17 protein-coding genes are annotated in these 24,460 nt (G+C 64.9%); 13 read left to right on the top strand and 4 right to left on the bottom strand.

What is annotated here, in order from left to right:
• Nucleotides 1-31: 31 nt before the first annotated feature.
• Together AC07M1_RS12165 and AC07M1_RS12160 are read right to left on the bottom strand one after the other, a co-directional pair.
• Nucleotides 32-2,008, bottom strand: a complete 1,977-nt coding sequence (locus AC07M1_RS12165; RefSeq protein ID WP_495162877.1) for a serine hydrolase domain-containing protein — start codon at nt 2,006-2,008, stop codon at nt 32-34.
• Between the two features lie 221 nt (nt 2,009-2,229).
• Complete coding sequence (locus AC07M1_RS12160; protein WP_495162876.1) at nt 2,230-2,484, bottom strand: ACT-like domain-containing protein; 255 nt, start codon at nt 2,482-2,484, stop codon at nt 2,230-2,232.
• 164 nt (nt 2,485-2,648) lie between these two features.
• On the opposite strand from AC07M1_RS12160, the gene AC07M1_RS12155 reads away from it, so the two are divergent.
• The 9 genes from AC07M1_RS12155 to AC07M1_RS12115 all read left to right on the top strand — a co-directional run bounded on the left by AC07M1_RS12155 (nt 2,649) and on the right by AC07M1_RS12115 (nt 16,903).
• Nucleotides 2,649-3,110, top strand: a complete 462-nt coding sequence (locus AC07M1_RS12155; RefSeq protein ID WP_495162875.1) for an Lrp/AsnC family transcriptional regulator — start codon at nt 2,649-2,651, stop codon at nt 3,108-3,110.
• A 314-nt stretch (nt 3,111-3,424) separates the two neighbouring features.
• Complete coding sequence (locus AC07M1_RS12150) at nt 3,425-5,275, top strand: TonB-dependent receptor domain-containing protein (RefSeq protein ID WP_495162874.1); 1,851 nt, start codon at nt 3,425-3,427, stop codon at nt 5,273-5,275.
• A 2-nt stretch (nt 5,276-5,277) separates the two neighbouring features.
• Complete coding sequence (gene cobN, locus AC07M1_RS12145) at nt 5,278-9,132, top strand: cobaltochelatase subunit CobN (protein ID WP_495162873.1); 3,855 nt, start codon at nt 5,278-5,280, stop codon at nt 9,130-9,132.
• A gap of 11 nt (nt 9,133-9,143) precedes the next feature.
• Entirely contained in the window at nt 9,144-9,614 is a 471-nt protein-coding gene (locus tag AC07M1_RS12140; protein ID WP_495162872.1) for a MotA/TolQ/ExbB proton channel family protein, read from the top strand.
• Entirely contained in the window at nt 9,614-9,919 is a 306-nt protein-coding gene (locus AC07M1_RS12135; protein WP_495162871.1) for a DUF2149 domain-containing protein, read from the top strand. The genes AC07M1_RS12140 and AC07M1_RS12135 overlap by 1 nt, the downstream gene beginning before the upstream one ends.
• A gap of 25 nt (nt 9,920-9,944) precedes the next feature.
• Nucleotides 9,945-11,852: a CocE/NonD family hydrolase gene (locus AC07M1_RS12130; RefSeq protein ID WP_495162870.1), complete on the top strand. Its 1,908-nt coding sequence runs from the start codon at nt 9,945-9,947 to the stop codon at nt 11,850-11,852.
• Nucleotides 11,853-12,020: 168 nt separating this feature from the next.
• Entirely contained in the window at nt 12,021-12,167 is a 147-nt protein-coding gene (locus AC07M1_RS12125) for a hypothetical protein (protein ID WP_495162869.1), read from the top strand.
• Nucleotides 12,168-13,196: 1,029 nt separating this feature from the next.
• On the top strand, nt 13,197-15,821 hold the full coding sequence (locus tag AC07M1_RS12120; protein WP_495162868.1) for a TonB-dependent receptor plug domain-containing protein: 2,625 nt from the start codon (nt 13,197-13,199) through the stop codon (nt 15,819-15,821).
• Nucleotides 15,821-16,903, top strand: coding sequence for a pyridoxal phosphate-dependent aminotransferase (locus AC07M1_RS12115; RefSeq protein WP_495162867.1), 1,083 nt, complete (start codon nt 15,821-15,823; stop codon nt 16,901-16,903). The genes AC07M1_RS12120 and AC07M1_RS12115 overlap by 1 nt, the downstream gene beginning before the upstream one ends.
• Nucleotides 16,904-16,938: 35 nt before the next feature.
• On the opposite strand, the gene AC07M1_RS12110 is transcribed toward AC07M1_RS12115, so the two are convergent.
• Entirely contained in the window at nt 16,939-17,808 is an 870-nt protein-coding gene (locus AC07M1_RS12110; protein WP_495162866.1) for a PhzF family phenazine biosynthesis protein, read from the bottom strand.
• Nucleotides 17,809-18,163: 355 nt separating this feature from the next.
• On the bottom strand, nt 18,164-19,036 hold the full coding sequence (locus tag AC07M1_RS12105; protein WP_495162865.1) for a LysR substrate-binding domain-containing protein: 873 nt from the start codon (nt 19,034-19,036) through the stop codon (nt 18,164-18,166).
• Between the two features lie 78 nt (nt 19,037-19,114).
• Between AC07M1_RS12105 and AC07M1_RS12100 the strand changes: the two genes are divergently transcribed.
• The 4 genes from AC07M1_RS12100 (at nt 19,115) to AC07M1_RS12085 (ending at nt 24,342) form a co-directional block, all read left to right on the top strand.
• Complete coding sequence (locus tag AC07M1_RS12100) at nt 19,115-20,248, top strand: phosphonoacetaldehyde reductase (RefSeq protein ID WP_495162864.1); 1,134 nt, start codon at nt 19,115-19,117, stop codon at nt 20,246-20,248.
• Nucleotides 20,249-20,265: 17 nt separating this feature from the next.
• Nucleotides 20,266-21,510 carry a phosphonoacetate hydrolase gene (gene phnA, locus AC07M1_RS12095; protein ID WP_495162863.1) on the top strand — a complete coding sequence of 415 codons (1,245 nt, stop codon included), beginning with the start codon at nt 20,266-20,268 and terminating at the stop codon, nt 21,508-21,510.
• Between the two features lie 2 nt (nt 21,511-21,512).
• Nucleotides 21,513-22,967, top strand: coding sequence for a phosphonoacetaldehyde dehydrogenase (gene phnY / locus AC07M1_RS12090; RefSeq protein WP_495162862.1), 1,455 nt, complete (start codon nt 21,513-21,515; stop codon nt 22,965-22,967).
• Nucleotides 22,968-23,037: 70 nt separating this feature from the next.
• Nucleotides 23,038-24,342 carry an MFS transporter gene (locus AC07M1_RS12085; protein WP_495162861.1) on the top strand — a complete coding sequence of 435 codons (1,305 nt, stop codon included), beginning with the start codon at nt 23,038-23,040 and terminating at the stop codon, nt 24,340-24,342.
• Nucleotides 24,343-24,460 lie beyond the last annotated feature (118 nt).

The following is a 24,460-nucleotide window of genomic DNA, read 5'->3' as shown; positions in this document are numbered from 1 at the left end:
CGGTCGTCATGAGCGAAAGCGCGAAGGCGGATTAGAAACCGGTGCCGAAGCTGATCAGCTTGAACACCAATGCCACCCACAGCAGAACGACAGCGCCCAGCACGAGCAGAACGGCCCACAGCTTCGAGAACCAGCCGCGCTTGCCCTTGACGGCAAGCCACAGGTTCCAGCCGGCAAGGCCGACCAGCCCGAAGAAGCCGATCGTTCCCGCCACCTGCAGCAGCAGCAGCAGCCAGTCGAACGTCCCGTGCGCGTCGAAATTCTCGACCATGGTGATCACCGTCAGCCAGCCGGCGACCACCAGCAGGACCAACCAGGCAAAACCACGAACCAGGCGATAGGCGCGGCGGGCATGGCCCTCCAGCTTCAGCGTGGCGCCATAGCGGCGGCGCGCAAACCAGCCGGTCGGCCAGGACAAGGCGGTAAGCAGGACGACACCCAGCGCAAACGCCAATGCCGGGATCAGCCACGCGCCGCTCGCGTACCCGGGGGTACGGTCGAACACCATGAAGGGCGAGATCGCGCTGAACGACCAGCGTACGACCTTGCCGTCCACCACCTGTGCCGCCAGCCGATCCTGCCCATAGGCATCCTGCCAGACGAACGGTGCCACCTCGATCCACTTGCGCGGCGCACCGCCAAGCGTCGGGATGCTGGTCACCAGCGGCCGGCCGTCGGCGTCGAGCCCGATCTTGGCCTCACCGAGCAGATAGACGATCGAGGCGAAGCTCGATTCCACACGGCGGCTGTTGCTCCAGTTTCCGACCAGCAGCTTGGCATGTTCCTTCGCCGTCGGCAGTTCGACCGGCGGCGCCTTGCTCGCCGGCGGCAGATAGCGATCGGCGAACCCGTTGAGCAGCGCGGTACGGACCGCGCCCGGGGCGCCCCCCGCGCCCTGGCTGTTGACGGAAATGAACACGCCGACCTTTTCGGCGGGGAATATCTTGAGGTCGGTGTGGAAATAGACGGTGTCGCCGCCATGTCCGAGCGCGCGGCGGCCGTTGATCCACTGCTCGTAGAAGCCGAGCGCCATCTGGTTCAGGCCCGGCACGCTCTTATTCTGCGCGGTTCGCATCAACTGCTCGGTCTCGGGCTTGAGCAGCGGGCCGCCGTCGTTGAGGTGCGCGATCATGAACTTCGCCATGTCCGCGCCGCTTGCCGCCGCAGCGCCCGCCGGGGCCATGCCGATCAGCTCGTAGCGCTGCGCCTTCCCCGACCCCACCTCATAGCCCTGAGACATCAGCGGCTTGAGCTTGGCGGGTAGCGGCTGGCGGAAGCTGGTATGTCCCATGCCCAACCGCTGGAAGATATTGCGTTCGACATAGTCGTCGAACGACAGGCCCGACACACGCTCGACGATGTAGCCGGCCAGCGCGGTCGCGTAGTTGGAATAGGCCGGCGTACTGCCCGGCGCATAGATCCGCGCGGGGATGCGTTCCTTGAGGATGTCGCCCAGCGGCGCCACCGGCTTGTCGAACACCATCAGACCCTTGATGATCTCCTCGAACCCGGCGGTGTGCGTCATGATCTGGCGCATCGTGATCGGCTTGCCCTGATAGGCCGGAATCTGGAAATCGAGATAGCGGTTCACATCCGCGTCGAGATCGATCTTGCCCGCCTCGACCTGCTGCATCACCGCGGTCCAGGTGAACAATTTGGAGGTCGAACCTGGACGGAACAGCGTGGTTTCCGGATCGACCGGCTTGCGCGCCGCGACATCGGAATAGCCAAACCCACGCTGGGTCAGCACCTGCCCATCCTTGACCACCACGACCACCGCGCCGGCGATGTCGCCGCGTGCGAGCGCATAGGGCATGTAGCCGTCGAGCCAGGTATCGACATCGGCCTTGGTCAGTACCGGCTCGCCAACCGGGGCGGCAGCCGTCGCGGAGGCGACCAGCGCCTTTGAGGGCACTTCCGGCATCGGCGATTGCCGGGTGAATGCGGGAACCGCGGCAGCAAGCGCGAGCAATCCCGCTAGGCCGAGCTTAAGCGAATGCTTCCACATGAATCGCAACCCCTCCGCTACGCCTCTTCGTCCAGTCGACCGCGTCGCCGGCGAATAAGGCTAGTCCATCACCTGAAATGAAAATACAAAGTCCTGATTAGGATATCATGATCTCATTTAGAGAATTGTCAATTCGAGGTGATCAGCAGATCGGGGCCGCAGCGGACCGGACGCGGAGGGCGCCGAAGCAATCGGGTCGGGTCAGCTGTTCCGCATAACGATCAAGCAAGTCGCAGCTTGACCGTGCGCACCCGGACCAAGCCGCGCATCTTCTCGGCCACGATCGCCGCGCGGTGCGGGTCGATCGCGCGGATCTCGAGCGAAATGCGACAGATCCGGGCCGAGGAGTCGACCCGCACCGCATCGACCAGCCGATCCTGCTGCGCGATGAGGCCGAGGAGGCGGCACAGCACCTGCGGGCAGCGTTCGGTGGTGATGGCGAACCGCGCCAAACGCGGCTGTGCGGCGTCGGTCATGCGGGGTCTCGCATCAGCAACAATGAACACACAACCACTCGACACCTCTCCCGAACGCTGGCGCGACACTATAGTCCGGAACGGGGAATTTCTGACCTGATTCGCCTATGGACGGAAGCAATCTGGAAAGTTTACCCTCCATTCGGCCGTACTGAGGATAAATCATGCCAGAGATCGATGCGTTCGACCGTAAGATTCTCCGCCTGCTGCAAGAAGATGCTTCACTGTCCACCGCCGCGATCGCAGAGGCTGTCGGCATCTCCGCCTCGCCATGCTGGCGCCGGATCGACCGGCTGGAACGCGAAGGCTTTATCAGACGCCGAGTGGCGCTGGTCGATCGCAAGAAGGCGGGCCTCAACGCGCACGTCTTCGCACTGGTCAAGCTCAACGCTCATGGTCGCGCGAACCTCGACGAATTCTCGGCATCGATCCATGACATGCCCGAAGTCCTTGAATGCTATGTGCTGATGGGGCCGGTCGATTTCATGCTGCGCATCGTCGCGGCCGATATCGAAGCCTATGAACGCTTCTTCTTCGAGAAGCTGTCACGTCTTCCCGGCGTGCAGGAGGTCAACTCCACCGTTGCCCTGTCGGAAATCAAATCGACCACGGCCCTGCCGGTTTGAGCCGCGCGCGGCGGCGCGGATCAAGGCACAGACGAAGGCGAAGCGCGAACGGCTCACCTATCCGGGGACGCCGCCCTAGGTACGGGTGCGTCAAGCCGGGCTTGATAAGGATATGATATACTGTTACCAAATATCGATATCGGCACATCTACTGGCGCGCAGGCGCCTTTCGCCCCGGGGGTTGATCGTTGAATCTGTACGTCACAACAGTCACGACGAGTGCCTGCGCGCTCGCTATCGCCAGTATCGCGCCTGCCAAGGCCAACGAAAACGAGTCAGCCGCTGCGGGCGCGCAGCGCAATGCTCAAGAGGTTGTGGTCACAGCCACTCGTAGCGAGCAGCCGATCGCCGACGCGCCCGCGTCGATGTCGGTCGTGACCGGCACGGAGCTGCGCCGCCGCCCCGTCCAGGATCTTGCGGAGGCGCTGGAGAATGAGCCCGGGGTGGCGATCAACGGCATCGGCATGACCCGGCGCGGCATCTCGATCCGCGGCATGTCGAACGAACATGTGCTGACCCTGGTCGACGGGCGCCGGATCAACGACGCCGCGGCCAATATGGCCCATGTCGACTTCGACCTCGGCTGGGTGCCGAGCATCGCGATCGACCGGATCGAAGTCGTGCGCGGGCCGCTGTCGGCACTCTACGGCTCGGAAGCACTGGCCGGCGTGATCAACGTCATCACCCGTCGCCCCATGGAGCGGTTCGAGCTCAGTGCGCTCGGCCTCGCCGGTTTTCGCGATGGTCGCGGAGGCGACAGCGCGCAGGTGGCGGCGCTGGCTGGCGGCCCGCTGACCGAGACGCTCGGCGTGGTTGCCTGGGGCGAGTATCGCTACCGCGACCGCACCCGGAGCCTGACGGATGTGCGGCAGAGCGAGCTTGAGGAACGCCGCGCGCTGAGCGGCAGCATCATCGCCTGGTGGGAGCCCGTCGCGGGGCACCGGTTCGAACTCGGGCAAGCGATGATCGACGACGATCGCGCGCGCGACACGGTGACCACGTCCGCGCCGGTCACCTATTACGAATATCAGGACCACGTCACCCGCGCGCAGACCTATGGCAGCTACACCGGCAAATGGGGTTGGGGCGAGGTGCGCGCCCGCGCCTATCGCTCGGTGCTCGAACGGATCAACGAACGCGACCGCAACCAGGTGCCGACTCAGCCGACCAAGGTCACCAACTCGGTTGCCGATGGCAGCGTGCTGATCGACCTCTTCGCCGGCAATCGCCTGACGCTGGGCGGCGAGCACCGGCATGAGACGCTGCGCGACGCCACCGTCAACACCGCTGGCTTCGAAAGCATCGATCACGACGCGCTCTTCATTCAGAATGAATGGGACATCACCGGCGGCGTGTCGCTCACCACGGGCGGCCGTTTCGATCATCACCCCGACTATGGTTGGCAGGTTTCGCCGCGCGCCTATCTGGTCGTTACGCCGGCCGAGGGCCTTCGCCTGCGCGGGGGCTTTGGCGAGGCGTTCAAGGCCCCGAGCCTCAAGCAATTGTCGCGCGGCTATATCACCGTAGCCGCCGGCGGACGCTTCATCATCACCGGCAATCCCGATCTCAAGCCGGAAACCAGCACCGCCTATGAGTTCGGCGCCAGCTATACCGGCCGCGGCTGGAGTGTCGGCGCGACGCTGTTCCGCAACGATCTGCGCGGGCTGGTACAGACGATCTGCGTGGAGTTCTGCGGCATTCGCGGGCGTGAGCGGCGTGCCTATGTCAATGTGAACCGGGCGCGCACCCAGGGCGTCGAACTGTCGGCCGAAGTCCAGCCGGTGCCCACGCTGACACTCGGTGCCAACTATACCCATGTCGACCCACGCGACATTTCCGCCAATCGCGAGCTCGCGGAGCGGCCGAACGACACGGTGAAAGTGCGTGTGGGCTGGGAACCCATGCCGGGGACCGAGCTAAATGTGCGCGGCCGCTATATCGGCAAGCAGACCATCTACCAGACCGCCGGTACCACGACCAAGGCGATCCGGCTCGACGCCTATGATCTCTGGTCGCTCGATGCGAGCCACGCGCTGAATGACAAGCTCACGCTCAAGGCCGGGATCGACAATCTCTTCAGGAAGCGGCTGGCGGAGACCTCCGCACTCTACAGTTTCGCCGAGCCGGGGCGTGTCTTCTTCGTCGGCCTGGGCGCCAATTTCTGAGAATGCGGTACGTTCTAGCCCTGGCCCTGATGTTCGTGGCCGCTGCCGCCTTCGCGCAGGAGGCGACCGCCCCGGTAAATCCGCCGGTCGTTCGGATTATCGCCACCCGCTTCACGCTACCGGCCAAGTTCGATCGGCTGGCGGGATGGGCGAAGGAGCAGGGGTACCGGCTCGAATGGCGCCAGGTCGAGGACGGCGGCACCCCGGGTGAACTGACCGGCGGCGCCAGCCTGCTGGTGTTCGACGGCCCCCGCCCCGGCGATATGGCCGCGTTGGACAAGGCGGTCGGCGGCCTCGGCGACCGATTGACCGTCCCCTGGATCGCGGTCGGCGGTGGTCCGCCGCGTTCGGGCGGACTGGCGCCCGGCGTGGCGCGCCAGCTCATCGGCTATTATGCGGGCGGCGGAGCGGCCAATCTGCGCGGTTTCGTCAAGGCCATTCCCCTTGCCCTTGCCGGGGAGGATCTCAGCGCCCTGCCCGCGCCGACGCAGCTTGCCGGAACCGGTTTCTATCATCCCGCCGCGCCGGCTCTTTTTGCGGCAGCAGCGCCCTTCCACGCATGGGCGCAGACGCGGGGCTGGGCCGATCGCCCGGTGGTCGCGATCGCGATCCCCGACGGCCTGATCCGCGATATGCAGACCGATATCATCGACGCGATCGTCGCCGCGCTGGACAAGCGCGGACTGCTGGCCGCGCCCTTCTGGTATGACGATACCGATCCGCGGGCGGTCGCCCGGACGGTCGGCGCTCTGCGCCCGATCGCTCTGGTCAACATGACCCATATGCAGAATGGCAGCGCGCGCGCCGCCGAGTTCGCGGCGCTCGATATCCCGGTGCTCCTCGCGCTCGCCGCGCGCTCGCAGACCGTCGCCGAATGGCGTGCGGGAACGAGCGGTATCCCGGCGTCGACCGCCGCCTCGCTGCTGACCGTTCCCGAGGGGTGGGGCGCCTCCGACCCGTTGGTCGTCAGCGCCGTCGAAAAGGGCACCGCCGTCCCGATCCTCGAACAGATCGGCCTGCTGGCCGCCAAGCTAGAACGGCTCGCCACGCTGCGCACGATCGCGCCTCGCGACAAGCGTGTAGCGCTATTCTTCTGGAACCATCCGGTGGGGGAGAAGAACCTCGCCGCCTCCAACCTCAACCTGCCGAAGAGCCTCGCCAATGTCAGCCGCGCGATGGCCGAGGCGGGGTATGACGTGACGCCCGCCGAGGAAGCGCGGCTGATCGCCGATGGGCAGGCGATGCTCGCCGGCTATTACCGCCCGGAGACGCTGGGCGAACTCCAGCAGCGCGGACTTGCGGCGGCGCTCCCGCTGGCGGCGTACAAGGCCTGGCTGAGCGCCTTGCCGCGCGAGCGGCGCGAGGAGATTGTCGCGCGCTGGGGTCTGCCCGAACAGAGCCGCTGGGTGCGCAACGGTGCCTTCCTCATTCCGCGGCTGATGCTGGGCAAGCTCGCGATCCTGCCCCAGCCGCCGCGTGGCGGTGATCCCGCGAAGAGCTATCACGACCAGAAGCTGCCGCCCGACCATGTCTATCTGGCCGCCTATCTCTGGGTACGCGGCCATGCCGATGCGATCGTCCATTTCGGCACCCACGGCACGCAGGAATGGACGCCGGGCAAGGATCGCGGACTGTGGGCGGGCGACTATCCCTTCATGCTCGTCGGCGACTTGCCGGTCTTCTATCCCTATATCCAGGACAATGTCGCCGAGGCGATCCAGGCGCGGCGTCGCGGCCGCGCGGTGACGATCAGCCACCAGACGCCCGCCTTCGGCCCCTCCGGCCTCTACGACGAACTGCGCGACATCCATGCGCTGATCCACCAATATGCCCAGCTCGATGACGGCGGGGTGCGCGATCGCGTCGCCGGCGAGATCCGAGCCAGGGCCAGCGCGGCGCATCTCGATCGCGACATGGGCTGGGACGCCGCCGCGATCGATCGGGATTTCCCCGGCTATTACGCCGCGCTGCACGACCATATGCATCAGGTCGCGCGCACAGCGATCCCGCTCGGCCTGCACAGCTTCGGCGAGCCCGCATCGGCCGAGCAACGCCTGTCGACCGTAATGCAGCAGCTTGGTCCCGATTATCTCAAGGCGCTCGGCCAGGATCCGGTAGAGGCCTTTGCCGAGGATTTCAGCGCAATCCGGCAAGGTCTGCCCTATCGTACGCTCACCCGCTATCTGCGCGACGGTGACAACCCAGCGATTATCGTCGATCCGAAGCTGCGCGCCCAGATCGAGCGCGCGGCGGTGCTCGACGCGCGACTGGCGAACACGGGCGAGATCGAGGCGCTGCTCGCGGGGCTTGCCGGCCGCTTCGTGCGGCCCGGCGCGGGCGGCGATCCGGTGCGCAACCCCGATATCGAAAGCGGCCGTAATCTCTATGCGTTCGAAGCCGACAAGGTTCCGACACGGGCCGCCTATGAACAGGGCGGCGCGACGCTCGACAAGCTCATCGCCGCCTATCGCGCCAAACACGCCGGAAAGCTGCCGGAGAAGCTCGCCTTTGTCATGTTCTCGGGCGAGACGATCCGCCAACAGGGCGTGGTCGAAGGGCAGATCCTCCACGCGCTCGGCCTGCGCCCGGTGTGGGGGCGCGGCGATCGGCTCGACCGGCTGGAGGTGGTGCCCGCGGCGGAACTCGGCCGACCGCGCATTGACGCCGTGGTCCAGGCCAGCAGCGTCTATCGCGACCAGTTCGACGGCTTCATGCGCCTGCTCGCTGCCGGGATCGATCGGGTCGCCGCGCTCGACGAGGCCAGCGGCCCCGCAGCCAACGCCCGGGCGTTGGCCGCGAAGCTGATCGCGCGGGGCGTCCCTGTCGAGCGCGCGCGGGCGCTGGCGCAGCTGCGGATCTTCAGCAACGCACCCGGGGACTATGGCACCGGCCTGCCCGGACAGATCGCCAAGGACAAGAACTGGAAAGGCGACACGGATCTCGCCGATCCGTTCCTGGAACGCCTGCAATATGCCTATGGCGCGAGCGAATGGGGCACAGCGGCCAAGGAGGCCAATCTGTTCGTCGAGCAGCTGCGCGGCGTCGATGCCGCCGTGATGTCGCGCTCGTCGAATGTGCACGGCCTGCTCTCGACCGATCATCCGTTCGAGCACCTCGGCGGACTGTCGCTCGCGATCCGCAGCCTGACCGGCAAGGCACCCGACCTCTATGTCACCGATCTGCGCGGGCCACAGGGGCAGGTGACGACCGCCGCCGCCTTCCTCTCGAACGAACTGCGCGCCCGCTACCTCAACCCGCAATGGATCGGTGCGATGCGGGCCGAGGGCTATTCCGGCGCGAACGAGATGCTCGATATCGTCAACAATCTCTGGGGCTGGCAGGTGACCGATCCCGCCAGCGTCCGCGCCGACCAGTGGCAAGCGATGCACGATACCTATGTGCGCGACACCCGCCAGCTGGGCCTCGACCGCTTCTTCGCGGCCGTCCACCCGTCCGCACAGCGCCAGATCGTCGAGCGCATGATCGAAGCCGTCTCACGCGGCTATTGGCAGCCCAACGCACAGACGCGGCGCTCGCTGGAGGAGAAGCTGGCCAGCCTCGCGGCGAAAGGCACTGCATCCACGGCGACGCAAGGCGGTTTCGGCGTTCACGGCGGAGCCAGGCCTCAAACCGCCGCGCCCGCCGCTTCGCAGGCTGCGCAGGCGCGCCCTCCATCTGCGACACGCCCATCCGCTCCGGCGGCTCCGCGCGGGATGGTTCTGGAACGCGTCCGGCCGAGCCAGCCGCAAGCCGTTCGTCCCGCCTACGTCGCGGGCCTGCTGCTGGTGCTCCTGCTGCTCTTCGTCACCGGTGCCCTGCGCGAGACGCGGACGCGCCGACATCTTGTTCCAGCCTGAAGGATCCATTGATGCCTGTGCTTGAAGCGACATTGTACGACCTGTCGCGTCTATTTCTCGTCCCGGTGATGATGCTGATCCTTGCGTCCCTCGCCTATGCGATCCTTGCCCTTGGCGGGTTCGCCGCGGAATGGGTGCAGCGGATGCGCGGACGACGTGGCGGACGGCTGACCGTCCATCGGCAGCGCACCGGTTGCGCCATCGACGACCTCGAGCTTGTCGTGCTGCGCCGGCTCGAATGGCTGCGGATCGTGTCGCGCGCGGCGCCGATGCTCGGGCTGGTCGCCACCATGATCCCAATGGGTCCGGCGCTGCTGGCGCTTGGCACCAACAACAGCCAGGCCGTCGGGGAGAATCTGGTGGTCGCCTTCTCCTCGGTGATCCTTGCCTTGCTCGCCGCGTCGATCACCTTTTTCGTCTACACGATCCGCCGCCGCTGGCTGCTCGAGGAGCTGCGCGCGATCGAAACGGGAGCGGCCTGATGCGCTTCATCGAAGACGATGAGAGCGACGATCCGATCCTTTCGGTCGTCAACCTGGTCGACCTGTTCCTGGTCATCACGGCAGTGCTGATGGTGCTGATCGCGCGCAACCCGCTCAATCCGTTCCAGTCCAGACAAGTGGTCGTGGTCGAGAATCCCGGCAAGAAGGACATGACGATCACGGTCAAGGACGGCGAAAAGCTTGAACGCTATACCGCGTCGGATCGCATGGGCGATGGCGGCGGCGTGAAAGCGGGCGTCACCTATCGCCTTCCCAGTGGTGACCTCGTCTATGTCCCGGAGTAAGCAAGGTCCGAAGGGAGCCCTCAAGATGAGTCTGAAGACAGCCCTCCTCGCTTCGCTGCTGCTGTTCGCGCCGCCCTCGGTGGCGCAGGATCGGGCCTGGCCGGCAAGCGACATCCCCGCCAAGTTCACCCCGCCGATCGATGCACGCGACTATGTGAAGCGCGAGGCCATGATTCCGATGCGCGACGGGACGAAGCTGTACACCGTCATCGTGATGCCCAAGGGCGCGAAGGATCTGCCGATCATCCTCACGCGCACCCCCTATAATGCGGCGGCGCGCGCCAATCGGATGAACAGCCCGCATCTGCTTTCGACGCTGCCGCTTGCCGACGAACCCTTCGTCAAGGCGGGCTATATCCGCGTCTATCAGGACATTCGCGGCAAATACGGCTCGGAGGGCGACTATGTCGTCACGCGCCCGGTGGTGGGGCCGCTCAACCCGACCGGCGTCGATCACATGACCGACGCCTGGGACACGATCGAATGGCTCACGAACAAGGCGAACCTGCCCGAGAACAACGGGCGAGTGGGCATGATCGGCTCGTCCTACGAAGGCTTCACGGTGGCGATGGCGCTGCTCAAGCCGCATCCCGCGCTCAAGGCGGCGGTGCCCGAGAGCCCGATGATCGACGGCTGGATGGGCGACGACTGGTTCCATCACGGCGCCTTCCGCCTCGCCAATATCGGCTGGATCGCCTCGCAGACCGGCTACAAGGGCAACGGCGACGACCCCGCCACCGGCATCTACGACAATTATGAGGAATTCCGCCGCATCGGCGGTGCCGCCGAATGGGCCAAGGCCTCGGGCTTCGATCAGCTTCCGGCCTGGCAGAAGCTGATCGCACATCCCGCGTACGACGCCTTCTGGCAGGGCCAGGCGCTCGACAAGCTGCTTGCCGCCAATCCCTCCAACGTCCCCACATTGTGGGAACAGGGTCTGTGGGACCAGGAGGACATGTACGGCGCGATCACCGCATGGGAAACGCTCAAGGCCAAGGGCAAGCTCGGCAACAACCATCTGGTGATGGGACCGTGGCGCCACAGCCAGATCAACCGTGAAGGTCGCTCGCTCGGGCCGCTGCAATGGGATGGCGATACCGCCGCCCAGTTCCGCGAGAAGATGGTGCTGCCGCTGTTCGAGCAATATCTGAAGGACGGGCCGCCGGCGAACCTGCCCGCCGCGACCATCTACAATACCGGCGAGAACCGCTGGGAACGCTTCGCCGACTGGCCGCTGGCGTGCGAGACGGGATGCAAGGCACCGCTGACCCCGATCTACCTTCAGGCCGACGGCGCGCTCGGCTTCGTCAAGGGCGCCGCCGGCGGCGACAGCTATGTCTCCGATCCGGCCAAGCCGGTGCCGCACCTACCGCGACCGGTCAATTTCGGCGACGGCCGCTGGCCCGACTGGCTGGTCAGCGACCAGCGCCACGCCGACGGGCGGACCGACGTGATGACCTATCAGACCGGGGTGCTGACCGAACCGGTCCGCCTGTCCGGCGCGCCGTTCGCCGAAATCTTCGCGAAGACCACGGGCACCGACGGCGATTACGTGGTCAAGCTGATCGACGTCTATCCCGACGAAGTCGCGTCGGATGCGAAGATGGGCGGCTATCAGCTCGCGATCAGCCTCGACATCTTCCGCGGCCGCTATCGCGACAGCTTCGAGAAGCCCTCGCCAATCCCGGCGGACAAGGTCCAGCGCTATCGCTTTCGCCTGCCGACGGTGAACCATGTCTTCCAGCCCGGCCACCGGATCATGGTGCAGGTGCAGTCGAGCCTGTTCCCGCTCTATGACCGCAATCCGCAAAAGTTTGTGCCCAACATCTTCCTCGCGAAGAAGAGCGACTATCAGAAGGCTACCATCACGATTGAGCGAGGTGGATCAACGGCAAGCGCGCTGTGGCTACCCCTAGTCCCGGCGACGCGCTAGCGAGCTTACAGGACTCACGCCCAGTCCCGTAACGCGTAGAAAAACTGGAATTCCTGGCTCTGTCAGCGGCCTATCGTGAGAAGATTCTCCTAAACTCCTTTGTCCGAATTCCTCCGACTAGCTTGTCACGGCCCCCATTTGTGGCCGGTGATGCGGGGGGATTTTCCGATGGTTGCCATTTTCACCGGGGCCGGGACCGGGTTCGAGCGTGGATCGGGGAACGTCATCGGCGGTGGCGGGCTGCTGGGCTCGGCGGCGCAGGGGCGCGGCGGCGACAAGATTCTTCTCAACGCGGCGAACCGCCGATCAACTTAAATGGCAGGCATCAGAGGCTAGCATATACAATAATAGTATGAGATTGATTTATACATTCATCGCCATACTATTGACAGGACGCAGTCTCGATGAAGGGCTTGTCGCGACGACTCGCTCCCCAGGCTCAATCGACATTTCTCGAAAACCGTCAGAAAATGCCAACACACCCTGCTTGAATGACGTTTGAATCTACCAATTCAACGATAAAATCATAACAAATCTGGCATGATATTATAAGATTGATCAAGATATTTACATTAAAACTGCAATTTATGCCTCACGTTACCAATATTAATGCAAAATCTCCTATAACACACGGAACATATTTAGCGAAATCAAGAACAAGTACCTACATCGTGAGCGTAATATTCTCAGTTGAATAGAATTATATTGAAGAACCGCGCGTGACTATGCAGTTGCGAGCATCGCGGTGACGATCACCAAACTCAAGGAACCCTACCCTTGTAATGTAGGATTTCGCCTGCTCCACTCGCACTGTCGGAGCATCGCCCGGCCGCTCTTTGATCCCGTCGATCCATGCCGCCTGACACCCGCGCGAAAAAACCGGCCAGACGTGTCAACTTCGTCAACCGCAGCTGGCGCCACCACCCGCGTCACGCCGCCAGCGTCGTCCGCCTCTCGCGCACGCGTAGGAGTGTGACTTTTAGGACCTTCCATCCACTCCCTGGAGGCCCTCGCCGAAACCTGGGCTGCCGATTTTAGGGTCAGGGGCTAAAGCTCACCCCATCCGATAACGGTCTCTCCACACCACTTGGCGAAAGGCGGCTTTCGCTCCTCGCAGACCGACCGAACGATCGCAATGAAGGTACATTACGATCACTCGCGCCGATCCTGCATCCACCGACCCGCCGACAGCTTCTTCGATTAACCCATGCAGGCCACGCGCCTCCTGGACGCAAACCGAAGCTACGCCACCCCGTAACAAATCTACTATATCATATCAATTAAGTGGGAATAAAGACCCCCTCACGCGGCGCGTTGGCGCCGGGTATCAAAGAGGGGTTATCGATGAAGAATCTTCTGCTGGCGGGCACCATCCTTGCCATCGCAGCACCGGCCTTTGCGCAAGATGCGGGCTCGGAAGCCGAGATCGAAAGCCGCGACATCGTCGTGACCGGCTCGCGCCTAGGAGAGCGTACCGTCACCACCTCTCCGGTGCCGATCGATTCACTGCGCGGCGAGGAACTGCGCGCTTCCGGCTATCAGGAAACCACCGAAATCCTGCGCCAGCTCACCCCCTCCTTCGCCTTCGCGACCCCGACCACGCCCGACGGCAACACCCATATCCATTCCGCATCGCTGCGCGGGCTGTCGCCGGACGAGACGCTGGTGCTGCTCAACGGCAAGCGCCTTCATACCGCCGCCTGGGTCAATACCGGCGGCACGATCGGCAAGGGTTCGACCCCGACCGATCTCAACCAGATCCCCGCGGCGGGCATCGGCCGCATCGAGATCCTGCGCGACGGCGCCTCCGCGCAATATGGTTCGGACGCGATCGCGGGCGTCATCAACATCCTGCTGCGCACCGATACCGAATTCCACGGCACCGCAAGCGCCGGCACGACCTATGATGGCGGCGGCGATACCTATGAGTTCTCACTGGGCGGCGGCGTCAAGCTCGGCGACGACGGCTTCGTCAACCTCACCGGCTATTACCGGGATCACAAGGCGGCCAACCGCGCTGAACCCGATACCCGTCAATTCTATCTCGGCATCGCGCCCAACGGTTCGCTCCAGCCGTTGTCCGCCCGTTACGGCGCCGGGATCGGCCTCAACCCGCCGGGCGGCGTCGCCGGCACCCGCCTCGATCCGCGCGAAGCCACCGTCGATCGCAACGTCTGGCGCTTCGCCGATCAGGGCGATGTCGAGGACTGGTCGCTTGTCGCCAACCTCGAAAAGCCGCTGGGTGAAGTGACGCTCTACAGCTTCGGCGGCTACCGCGTGAGCAAGGCGCACTCGAACGCGTCGTTCCGCCGCCCCGGCCAGGACGAGAATGTCCGCGCCATCTACCCCAACGGCTTCCTGCCTTTCATCAACACCGAAAGCACCGATTACAGCGCCGCGATCGGCCTGCGCGGCGAACTGGGCGGCTGGAAGTGGGACCTGTCCGGCATCTATGGCGGGAACAGCATCGAGTACCGGACCGAGAAGACAATCAACGCCACGCTGGGCGCGGCGAGCCCGACCGCCTTCTACAACGGCGAATATTCCAACTCGCAATGGACCGCGAACCTCACCATTTCGAACGCCTTCGACATCGGGTTCGCTCAGCCGGTCGAGATCGCCTTTGGCGCCGAATATCGGCGCGACGGCTACAAGATCGGCCGCGGCGAGCTCGCGAGCTACCAGTTCGGCCCCGCGCGAGTGCTGGACGGCCCCAATGCCGGCGCGATCCCGACGATCGGCAGCCAGGGCTTCGCCGGTATCCAGCCGGCGGACGAAGTCGATGTCAGCCGCCGCGCGATCGGCGCGTTCGTCGAGCTTTCGGCCGAGCCGGTGAAGGGCTGGCAGATCAACCTCGCCGGCCGCTTCGAGGACTATAGCGACTTCGGCGACACCTGGAACGGCCAGGCCTCGACCCGGATCGAGCTGCCCGCGGGCTTCGCGCTGCGCGCCTCGGTCGGCACCGGCTTCCACGCCCCCGCGCTCGCCCAGCAATATTTCAGCTCGACCAGCAGCCGCACCATCGTCAACAACACGACCGGCTTCCCCGAATTCGTGCTGGTGCGCACTGCCCCCGTTGGCTCGGCGCTGGCCCAGGCACTCGGCGCGCAGCCGCTCAAGCCCGAGAAATCGGTCAATTTCGGCGGCGGCCTGACCTTTGCCAGCGGCGGCTTCACCGCTTCGGCCGACTATTACCATATCGATATCGACGACCGCATCGTGCTGTCGTCCAACTATGTCGATGCCTCGGGCAGCCGCCGCCTGCGCGACTATCTCGCCGGTCTCGGCATCCCCGGCGTCACCAGTGTCCGCTACTTCACCAACGCGGTGGATTCGCGCACCCAGGGCTTCGACGTTACCGCCGCATACCGCGCCACGCTCGGCGGCTGGGGCACTCTCCGGCTCAGCGCCGCGTACAATTACAACGAGACCCGCCTGCGCCGCGTATCGGCGACGCCCTCGCAGATCACGGCGCTCGGGATCACCACGCCGCTGTTCGACGTCAACGAGCGCGTCCGCTTCGAATATGGTCAGCCCCGCGACAAGATCGCGCTTGGCGCCAACTGGAACATCGGCCCGGTGACGTTCGACGCCCGAACCACGCGCTACGGCAAGGTCGAACAGGTTGCGCTGACCAACCAGTCGGCCGCCAATGTCGCGCTGATCGCCAAGGGCTCCACCCCGTTCCACACCATTCCGACCGAGTCCGGCGCCGCCGGCAATGTCGATGTGATCCAGCAGCTGCGCCCGCAATGGGTGACCGACTTCAGCTTCACCGGCCACGTCAACAAGCATCTCGACCTGACGCTCGGCGCGAACAACATTTTCAACGTCTATCCGACGCAGAACATCCGTTCGACCGCCGCGCTGACCGGGGCCGACACGTTCGGCGCCTTCCCCTATAGCGAATTCTCGCCCGCCGGTTTCAGCGGCGCCTTCTACTATGTCCGTGCGGGAGTGCGCTTCTGATGGCCGAACCGATCCTGTCCCGCCGCGAGTGGCTTGCGCTGAGCGCGATGGTAGCGGCAGCCCCCGCGCTGGCCGCCACGGCGCCGGCGCCAAGGCTCCGGCTCTCGCTCAACGAGAATGCATGGGGTCCCTCTCCTCGTGTCGGACCGGCGATCACCCGGGCGGCGACCGGCATCGAACGCTATGTCGAGCGGGATGAGGTCGATGCCCTCACCCGCCAGATCGCCGCGCTCGAACGCGTCGATCCCGCGCAGGTGGTGATCGGCGATGTACTCGAGCCGCTCGGCCTCTATCTCGCCCGGCAGCGCCCGGGCGGCGGCGAGATTGTCTATTCCGCGCCGGGCTATACCGCGCTGATCGATTCCGCGGCGCCGCTCGGTGGACGCGGCGTTGCGGTTCCGCTCGACGCGCGGTTGGAGAACGACCTTCCCGCCCTTGCCCGGGCGATCACCGGCACGACCCTCGCCGTGTCGCTGGTCAACCCGCACAACCCGTCGGGTACCGCCAACGAGACAGAGGCGCTGCACCGTTTCATCGCGGAAAGCGCGCGGCAGACGCTCGTCGTCGTCGACGAAGCCTATCTCGAATATGACGCTTTCGATCAGAAGAGCGCGATCACTCATGTCCGCGCCGGCCGAAACGTACTGGTGTTCCGCACGCTCGCCAAGATCTACGGGCTTGCCGGCCTTGCGATCGGCTATGCGATCGCGCCTCTGGAACTCGCGAAGGGGCTAAGGGGTGCCGGTATCGGCGCGCCGCACAGCCTCACCCGCCCCGCGCTCGCCGCGGCGGCTGTCGCGCTGGCCGATCAGGCGCACGTCCAAGCCGTTCGCCGCGAGACGCTCGCCGAGCGCGAGAAGTTGAATGCGCTGATCGACCAGCGCGGCTGGCGACGCACCGACAGCCGGGCGAACTTCGTCTTCTTCCAGCCGCCCCGTCCCCAGGCGTTGCGCGACGCGCTGAAGCAGGCCGGGATCGACATCGCCCGCCCATTCCCGCCGCTCGACGACTGGCTGCGCATCACGATCGGGCGCCCCGCGGAGACCGCACGGGTGCTCGCAGTATTGCGCAGCTGGAGCTGAGCGCGCGCGAACGTCGTTCGCCCGTGCCTGGCAGGCTAGGGATGGAGCGTTCCCCGCAGCACCACGATGCCGGTCCCGGATATTTCGGGTTCCGGCGTCAGCCTGAGCCGAATGAAGCTGGGACGGCCCATTTTGGTGCCTTGCTCGATCACGATGCCCTCTTTGATCAGCCCCTCGGCTGCGAGATAGGCTGCGAGCGGGCCGGCCGCCGTCCCGGTCGCGGAATCTTCCCAGAGTCCGACCGTCGGGTTGAAGAAGCGAGCATAGGCGGTTTCGGGTGCCCCGGGATCGAAGGCGTAAATGTAGCAGCCTTCCGCCGGCGTCTGGTCCAGGACGGCGAGCAGCTTCCCGGCATCGGGCACCGCCTTGTCGACCAGACCGGTGTCGCGAACGCGCACGATGAGATGCGTGGCGCCGGTGTCGGCTGGGCGCGGCTTCGGCTCGACGAGAATATCGCCTTCATCCAGGCCGAGCGCGGCGGCAAGCGGTGCGACATCCTCCAGTGGCTCCGACAGACTCAGCGTCGCCTGACGCATCCGGCCATGAATACGGCCATCGATCGACACCAGCTCGATCGGCAGGATGTCCGGTCCGATTTCCTGTTGAAAGGTTCGCGTCGTCGTCAGCGGACCCAGAACGCCATGCTCGCCCAGCCATAGCCAGGCGCCAAGCGCATTGTGCCCCGCACCGAAGACTTCCGCCCCGCTCGCGGTGAATGACCGCAGTTTCCGATCGGCGCGCGTGCTGCGCATGATAAAGGTGGTTTCGGCCTGATTGAACTCGCCGGCGATCCGCCGCATCTGCTCGTCCGTCAGTTCGTCGGCATCTTGCACCACCGCGAGCGGATTGCCAGTCAGCGGCGAGTCCGCGAAAACATCGATGATACCTGCCACAAGTCCGCTCATCGCCAGGTTCCTTTCAACTGCTGATTGCACTGAGCGACATCAGCCATAGGCAGCTCGCACGAGCTGGGCATAAGGCCCCAGGCCGCAGAATGCGCGACATACTCGGCGAGCGACCTTTCATCGAGGCTGGGGTTGCGGCACTATGCGCAGATAAGCGGCCTGCTCCCGCCAGCCCACAGGGAACAGCGTTCTCGCCTCATCGCCATTTACCGACGGTCCCTATGTCAGTCCGAAGGTGCGAGCGGTAATCGACACGGTGAAGGAATGACGGCTTTCAGATGGCACCAACTGACAGGTTGAACGGCCGCTATTAAGGCACGTACCTGTCGTTCTAGCCTCTCCCACAATGATCCACTCACATGTGCAGCGTGCCGGCGACCTCGAGAAAGGCGGAGATCAGCCGAGACTGAAGCCGGTCTCGCCGGCACACGATATGGGCGTAGTTGAAGATCTCCGCGTCCACGACCGGTAACGCGCGGATGCGCTCGTCGCCGATATATTCGGCGCTCGAGACGAAGCCGAATCCGACCCCGCTCGCCACCGCTTCGCGCACCGCCTCGCGGCTGCCGATCTCCATCACGATCCTCGGCTGGACATGCGCCTTCGCCAGTGCCTCATCGCTAGCGCGGCGCGTGTTTGAGCCGTGTTCGCGCGCGACCATCGGCTGGCCGTGAAGCTCGGCGATACGCACCCCATCGCGATCGGGGGCGAACAGCGGATGATCGCGGCGCCCGAACACGACGATCGCGTCCTGACTATACTGCGATAGCCACAGCCGTTCGTCATTCTCGACATAAGCGAGCACCGCGACGTCGGCCTGGAAATCGAGCAAGTTGCGCAGCACCGCGTTCGAGTTGCCGATCGACACCGAGATGTCGATCTGCGGATAGCGCGCGTGGAAGGCGACGAGCATCTCGGTCGCATGGAACGGGCCGACCGCGCTGACGCGCAGGTGCCCAGTCCGCAGCTCGCGGCTCTCTGCCAGGAAATGACGGGCGTCGGCTTCGTCAGCCAGCATGCGCCGCGTGATCTGTTGCAACTGGCGCCCGGCATCGGTCAGCCGCACGCGCCGGCCGGTCCGCACGAACAGCTCCACCGAATACTCTTCCTCAAGCTGGCGGATCTGCGTGGTCAGCGTCGGCTGGCTGACGTTGAGCTGGTTCGCGGCGGCGGTGACGCTTTCGGCCTCGGCCACGGCATGAAAGGATCGGAGCTGAGTGTATCTCATAGGTTTTTTATATAGATGATCACCAAACTATCAATTTGATAATCGACCGCCCATCGTCTTCAAGCGTCGCACAACAGAATGCAGACGGAGGGGACCGAGCAGATGGCCGCAGCGTGGAAATACGCAAACCCGGTTGAAGTGACGCTTTGCGAGGACGCCGTGGCGGCGATCCGCGCGAAGGTCGCGGGCCGCAGCTATTGCCTCGTCACCTATAACGATCATCCCTATTTCGATGAGATGGCCGCGGCGATCACCGCCAAAGCCGGTGCGCCCGCGGTCGTGGTGCGCGACATCGAAGCCAATCCCAGTTTCAACGGCCTGCGCGTCGCCTGCCGCACCTTCGGCGCGGCGGTCACGCCACCCCAGGTGATCGTCGCGTTCGGCGGCGGATCGGTGATCGATTCGGCCAAGGCGCTCGCCGTCTCGAACGGCGATTTCGCCAATGTGCAGGAGTTTCTCGAAGGCCGCACCGGCGCCGATGCGGTGCAGGCGCTCCCGATCATCGCGGTGCCCACCACCTTCGGCACCGGCAGCGAAGTGACGAGCTGGGCGACGATCTGGGACACCGACGCGCGCAAGAAGTACTCGCTCAACCGCCCGGACCTCTATCCCGAGCATGCGATCCTCGATCCCACCACCTCGCTCGGCGTACCGCGCGGGCTGACACTGGCGACCGGCCTCGACGCGCTGTCGCATGCGCTTGAGAGCATCTGGAACGTCAACGCCAACCCGGTGTCGGCCAACCACGCCGTGTTCGCCGCGACCGAGCTGCTCGACGCGCTGCCAAGGCTGCTCGACGATCTCGGCAATCTCGATCTGCGCACCCGGGTGGCGCGCGCCAGCCTGTTCGCGGGCCTCGCTTTTTCGAACACAAAGACGGCGCTGGCGCACTCGCTCTCCTATTACCTCACGCTGCACCACGGCACCGTCCACGGCATCGCCTGCTCGTTCAGCCTGCCCGCGGTGATGCGCAGCGTGATCGGCCAGGATGCGGAGTGCGACCGCGCGCTCAAGCAGATCTTCGGCGCGGATCTCGCGGCGGGCGCCGATCGGCTCGAAACCCTGCTCAACCGCCTCGGCATTTCGACCGACGCAACCGACTATGGCGTGACCAAGGAGAATTGGCTCGCCGCCATCGACGACGCGCTCGCCGGAGAGCGCGGACGCAATTTCATCGGCACCCGCGAAGCCTTTCTGGCCAGCGCCGCCTGAGGAGAACCATAGTGAACATGTCCACCCCCATCGCCACCGATCTGGTCGTCAACGGCCGCACCTACCAGCGTCCGGATCGCCCGGTCGTCGTCGTCTGCCTCGATGGCTCCGAACCCGGCTATATCGAGCGCGCGATCGAGGCGGGTCTTGCCCCGAACCTCGAGCGCGTGCTGAAGACCGGGACCAACAAGACCGCGCTGTCGGTGGTCCCCACCTTCACCAACCCCAACAATCTGTCGATCGTCACCGGCCGCCCGCCGGCGGTCCACGGCATCTCGGGCAACTTCTTCTACGACCGCGAGGCGGGCGTCGAAGTGATGATGAACGACGCAAAGTTCCTGCGCGTCCCGACCATCTTCGCCACGGCACAACAGGCAGGCCTCAAGATCGCGGTGGTCACCGCCAAGGACAAATTGCGCACCCTGCTCGGCAAGGGTCTCGACTTCACCAGCGGCACCGCGATCGCCTTCTCTTCCGAAAAGGCGGACCAGGCGACCAAGACCGATAACGGGATCGAGGACGTGCTCGACTTTGTCGGCTTGCCCTTGCCCAGCGTCTATTCCGCCGATCTGTCGGAATTCATCTTCGCGGCTGGGGTGAAGTTGGTCGACACCTTCCGTCCCGACCTCATGTACCTCTCGACCACCGATTATGTGCAGCACAAGTCGGCGCCGGGCGCCTCGGCGGCCAACAGCTTCTACGCGATGTTCGACCGCTATATCGGTGAGCTCGACGCGCGCGGCTGCACCATCGTCATCACCGCCGATCACGGCATGAACGACAAGCACGACGCCAACCAGCAGCCCGACGTCATCTATCTCCAGGACGTGCTCGACGCGGCGCTTGGGGCCGGGGTCGCGCGCGTGATCCTGCCGATCACCGATCCCTATGTCGCGCATCACGGCGCACTCGGTTCGTTCGCCACCGTCTATGTCGATGCCGACAAGGTCCAGCCCGTGATCGATGCCGCGAACGCGGTCGAGGGCATCACCGTCGCGATCGACGCCGCGGAAGCGAGTGAACGCTTCGAGCTGCCGATCGACCGGATCGGCGACGTCGTCATCCTCTGCGGCAAGAACAAGGTGCTCGGTACTACCGCCGCGCGCCACGACTTTTCGGGCCTTACCGAACCGCTGCGCAGCCATGGCGGCCTCACCGAACAGACGGTGCCGCTGATCTCGAACCGCGTGACGCAGATCGAGCCCGGCCGTGTCCTTCGCAACTTCGACGCCTTCGACGTCGCCCTCAACCTGGTGCGCTGACCATGAACGCCAACGCGAATATCCAGCCGGTCCGCCTCGAATCGATGCGGATCGCCGGCAAGCTCGTCCAGACCGACGACGTGATCGAGGTCCGCAACCCCTATGACGGCGCGCTGGTCGGAACGGTCCCGATGGCCCGCCCCGAGCATGTCCGCGAGGCCTTCCAGGCCGCCAAGGCGTTCAAGCCCGCGCTCACCCGATATGAGCGCCAGCAGATTCTGCAGCGCACCGCCGAGCTGCTGCGCGAGCGGCGGGAGAAGTTCGCGCGGTTGATCGTCGCGGAAACCGGCCTGTGCTGGAAGGACGGCCTCTATGAAGCGAGCCGTGCCTATGACGTGTGGTCGTTCGCGGCCCAGCTGACGATCAAGGACGATGGCGAGATCTACGCCTGCGACATCTCGCCGATGGGGAAGGCGCGCAAGATCTTCACGACGCGCGTGCCGCTGCTTGGCGTGGTGTCGGCGATCACGCCGTTCAACCACCCGCTCAACATGGTCAGCCACAAGCTCGCCCCGGCGATCGCGACCAACAACCGCGTGGTGCTCAAGCCCACCGAGCTGACCCCGCTCACCGCGCTCGCGCTGGCCGATGTGCTGTACGAGGCGGGGCTTCCGCCTGAGATGCTGTCGGTGGTCACCGGCAACCCATCGACCATGGGCGACGCGATGATCACCGATCCCGATGCGGACCTGGTGACCTTCACCGGATCGGTCCGCGTCGGCAAGTACATCGCCCATACCGCGGGCTACAAGCGCAAGGTGCTTGAGCTGGGCGGCAACGATCCGCTGATCGTGATGGAGGATGCCGATCTCGATAAGGCCGCCGAGCTGGCGGTGGCCGGAGCCACCAAGAACTCCGGCCAACGCTGCACCGCGGTCAAGCGCATCCTCGCGGTCGAGGCGATCGCCGACGACTTCTCGAAGCTGGTCGTCGAAAAGGCGAAGAAGCTCCGGAGCGGCGACCCGATGGACCCGTCCACCGATGTCGGCACCGTCATCAACGAGCGCTCTGCAATCCTGTTCGAAAGCCGCGTCAACGATGCGGTCGCGCGCGGGGCGGATGTCCTGCACGGCGAAGCACGGAAGGGCGCGCTGTTCGCGCCCACCGTGGTCGATCATGTCCCGGCCGATTGCGAGCTGGTGTTCGAGGAGACATTCGGCCCGGTGATCCCGATCATCCGCTGCCCGAACGACATTTCCGACGTCATCCGCATCTCGAACTCGACCGCCTATGGTCTCTCGTCAGGCGTCTGCACCAACCGGCTCGACTATGTCGAACGCTTCGTCGCGGAGCTTGAGGTGGGCACGGTCAATATCTGGGAAGTCCCCGGCTACCGGATCGAGATGTCGCCGTTCGGCGGGATCAAGGACTCAGGCCTCGGCGACAAGGAAGGCGTGGTCGAGGCGATGAAGGGCTTCACCAACGTGCGCACCTGGTCAATGCCGTGGAGCGTCTAGAGTAATACTAAGATATTGTAATAAAAAGATAATAATAATGCGCTGTGGCGATGCCACCGGAGGGATGCGTATGAACTATGTTCAACAGGGCGGTATGACGGGCCAGGGTTCGTCCGGTGAGCAGCCGGGTTTCCGCAGCGCACAGCGACGGATGCTGCTCGCCGCGATGTTCTGCTACCTGTTCTTCTATACGGGGCGGCAGACCTTCGGTTTCGCCATCCCCGGCATCCAGGCCGAGTTCGGCGTGTCGAAGGAGACGCTGGGCTGGGTGAGCGCCGCGCTGCTGTGGTGCTATGCCATCGGACAAGCGATCAACGGCAATATCGGCGACAAGTTCGGCGGGCGCCGCGTGATGAGCGCCGGCGCGATCCTCTCGTGCATCGCCAACTGGGCGGCAAGCTTCGCCACCGGCGTCGTCAGCCTCGGCGCACTGTGGGGGCTCAACGGCTATTTCCAGGCCTTGGGCTGGGCGCCGGGCAGCCGGCTGCTGTCCAACTGGTTCGGCAAACACGAGCGCGGCAAGATTTTCGGCTTCTACGTCTTCGCGGCCGGCATGGCGTCGGTGCTGTCGTTCGTCACCTCGATCGTGGTCGTGCATACGCTCGCGCTCGACTGGCGCTGGATCTTCCGCCTGCCAGTATTACTGATGCTAGTCGGTGGCATCTCCTTCTACTTCATCGCGCGCGAACGACCCGAGGATCTCGGCTTCCGCTCACCGCATGACGATGGCGACGAGAGTGCGGCCGACGCCGCCGTCGCCGACGACGAAGGGTCGTGGCAACGCTACAAGGCGGTGCTCTCCAACTGGCGGCTGCTGCTTGGTGGCCTCGCCATCGGCTTCCAGAATGCCGCGCGCTACGGCCTGATCGTGTGGGTGCCGGTGCATTTCCTCGGCGGCAGCGGCGATGCAGCGCCCGCGAACAGCTTCATCGATCCGCAATGGATCGCGGTCGCGCTCCCCGTCGGCATGGCGATCGGCGCGGCGACCAATGGCTGGGTCTCGGACAATGTCTTCGGGTCGAAACGCTATCTCGCGATCGTCCTCTACATGGTGCTCGCCACCATCACCTCGCTGTTCATGTACACCATCCCGACCAGCCAGGTGTATCTCGGCCTTGCCACGCTATTCCTGTGCGGCTTCTTCGTCTACGGCCCGCAATCCTCCTTCTGGGCGCTCTGCCCCGATCTGGTCGGGAACAAGCGGTCGGGCACCGCCGTCGGCATCATGAACTTCTTCGCCTATCTGTTCGCGGGCTTGGGCGAGCCGCTGATCGGCGGGTTCATGGATACGCACCATGATACGTCACTGGTGTTCCTGATCGTCGCGGCGGCCAGCGCCGCCAGCGCGACGGTGGCGATGTTCATCCGCCGGTGAGGAGCGGAGAGATGAACGATATCTGCTTGGTGCCGGACGCGTGGGCGAAGGAGGCGCGTTACGACGCGTCGGGGTATGAGCGGCTCTATGGGCGCTCGATCGCCGATCCCGGGAGTTT

It is taken from the genome of Sphingomonas sp. GW821-FHT10C01, from assembly GCF_059415525.1.
Note: the sequence above shows the minus strand (reverse complement) of the source record. Positions and strands in the feature narration are given on the sequence as shown.

What these genes read in the sequence shown, in the direction of transcription:
- AC07M1_RS12130 (WP_495162870.1), top strand. Translation starts at nt 9,945, where the DNA reads ATGAGTCTGAAGACAGCCCTCCTCGCTTCGCTGCTGCTGTTCGCGCCG.
- AC07M1_RS12155 (WP_495162875.1), top strand. Translation starts at nt 2,649, where the DNA reads ATGCCAGAGATCGATGCGTTCGACCGTAAGATTCTCCGCCTGCTGCAA.
- phnY (WP_495162862.1), top strand. Translation starts at nt 21,513, where the DNA reads ATGAACGCCAACGCGAATATCCAGCCGGTCCGCCTCGAATCGATGCGG.
- cobN (WP_495162873.1), top strand. Translation starts at nt 5,278, where the DNA reads ATGCGGTACGTTCTAGCCCTGGCCCTGATGTTCGTGGCCGCTGCCGCC.
- AC07M1_RS12165 (WP_495162877.1), bottom strand. Translation starts at nt 2,008, where the DNA reads ATGTGGAAGCATTCGCTTAAGCTCGGCCTAGCGGGATTGCTCGCGCTT.
- AC07M1_RS12105 (WP_495162865.1), bottom strand. Translation starts at nt 19,036, where the DNA reads ATGAGATACACTCAGCTCCGATCCTTTCATGCCGTGGCCGAGGCCGAA.
- AC07M1_RS12115 (WP_495162867.1), top strand. Translation starts at nt 15,821, where the DNA reads ATGGCCGAACCGATCCTGTCCCGCCGCGAGTGGCTTGCGCTGAGCGCG.
- AC07M1_RS12120 (WP_495162868.1), top strand. Translation starts at nt 13,197, where the DNA reads ATGAAGAATCTTCTGCTGGCGGGCACCATCCTTGCCATCGCAGCACCG.
- AC07M1_RS12125 (WP_495162869.1), top strand. Translation starts at nt 12,021, where the DNA reads ATGGTTGCCATTTTCACCGGGGCCGGGACCGGGTTCGAGCGTGGATCG.
- AC07M1_RS12160 (WP_495162876.1), bottom strand. Translation starts at nt 2,484, where the DNA reads ATGACCGACGCCGCACAGCCGCGTTTGGCGCGGTTCGCCATCACCACC.
- AC07M1_RS12100 (WP_495162864.1), top strand. Translation starts at nt 19,115, where the DNA reads ATGCAGACGGAGGGGACCGAGCAGATGGCCGCAGCGTGGAAATACGCA.
- AC07M1_RS12110 (WP_495162866.1), bottom strand. Translation starts at nt 17,808, where the DNA reads ATGAGCGGACTTGTGGCAGGTATCATCGATGTTTTCGCGGACTCGCCG.
- AC07M1_RS12085 (WP_495162861.1), top strand. Translation starts at nt 23,038, where the DNA reads ATGAACTATGTTCAACAGGGCGGTATGACGGGCCAGGGTTCGTCCGGT.
- AC07M1_RS12140 (WP_495162872.1), top strand. Translation starts at nt 9,144, where the DNA reads ATGCCTGTGCTTGAAGCGACATTGTACGACCTGTCGCGTCTATTTCTC.
- phnA (WP_495162863.1), top strand. Translation starts at nt 20,266, where the DNA reads ATGTCCACCCCCATCGCCACCGATCTGGTCGTCAACGGCCGCACCTAC.
- AC07M1_RS12135 (WP_495162871.1), top strand. Translation starts at nt 9,614, where the DNA reads ATGCGCTTCATCGAAGACGATGAGAGCGACGATCCGATCCTTTCGGTC.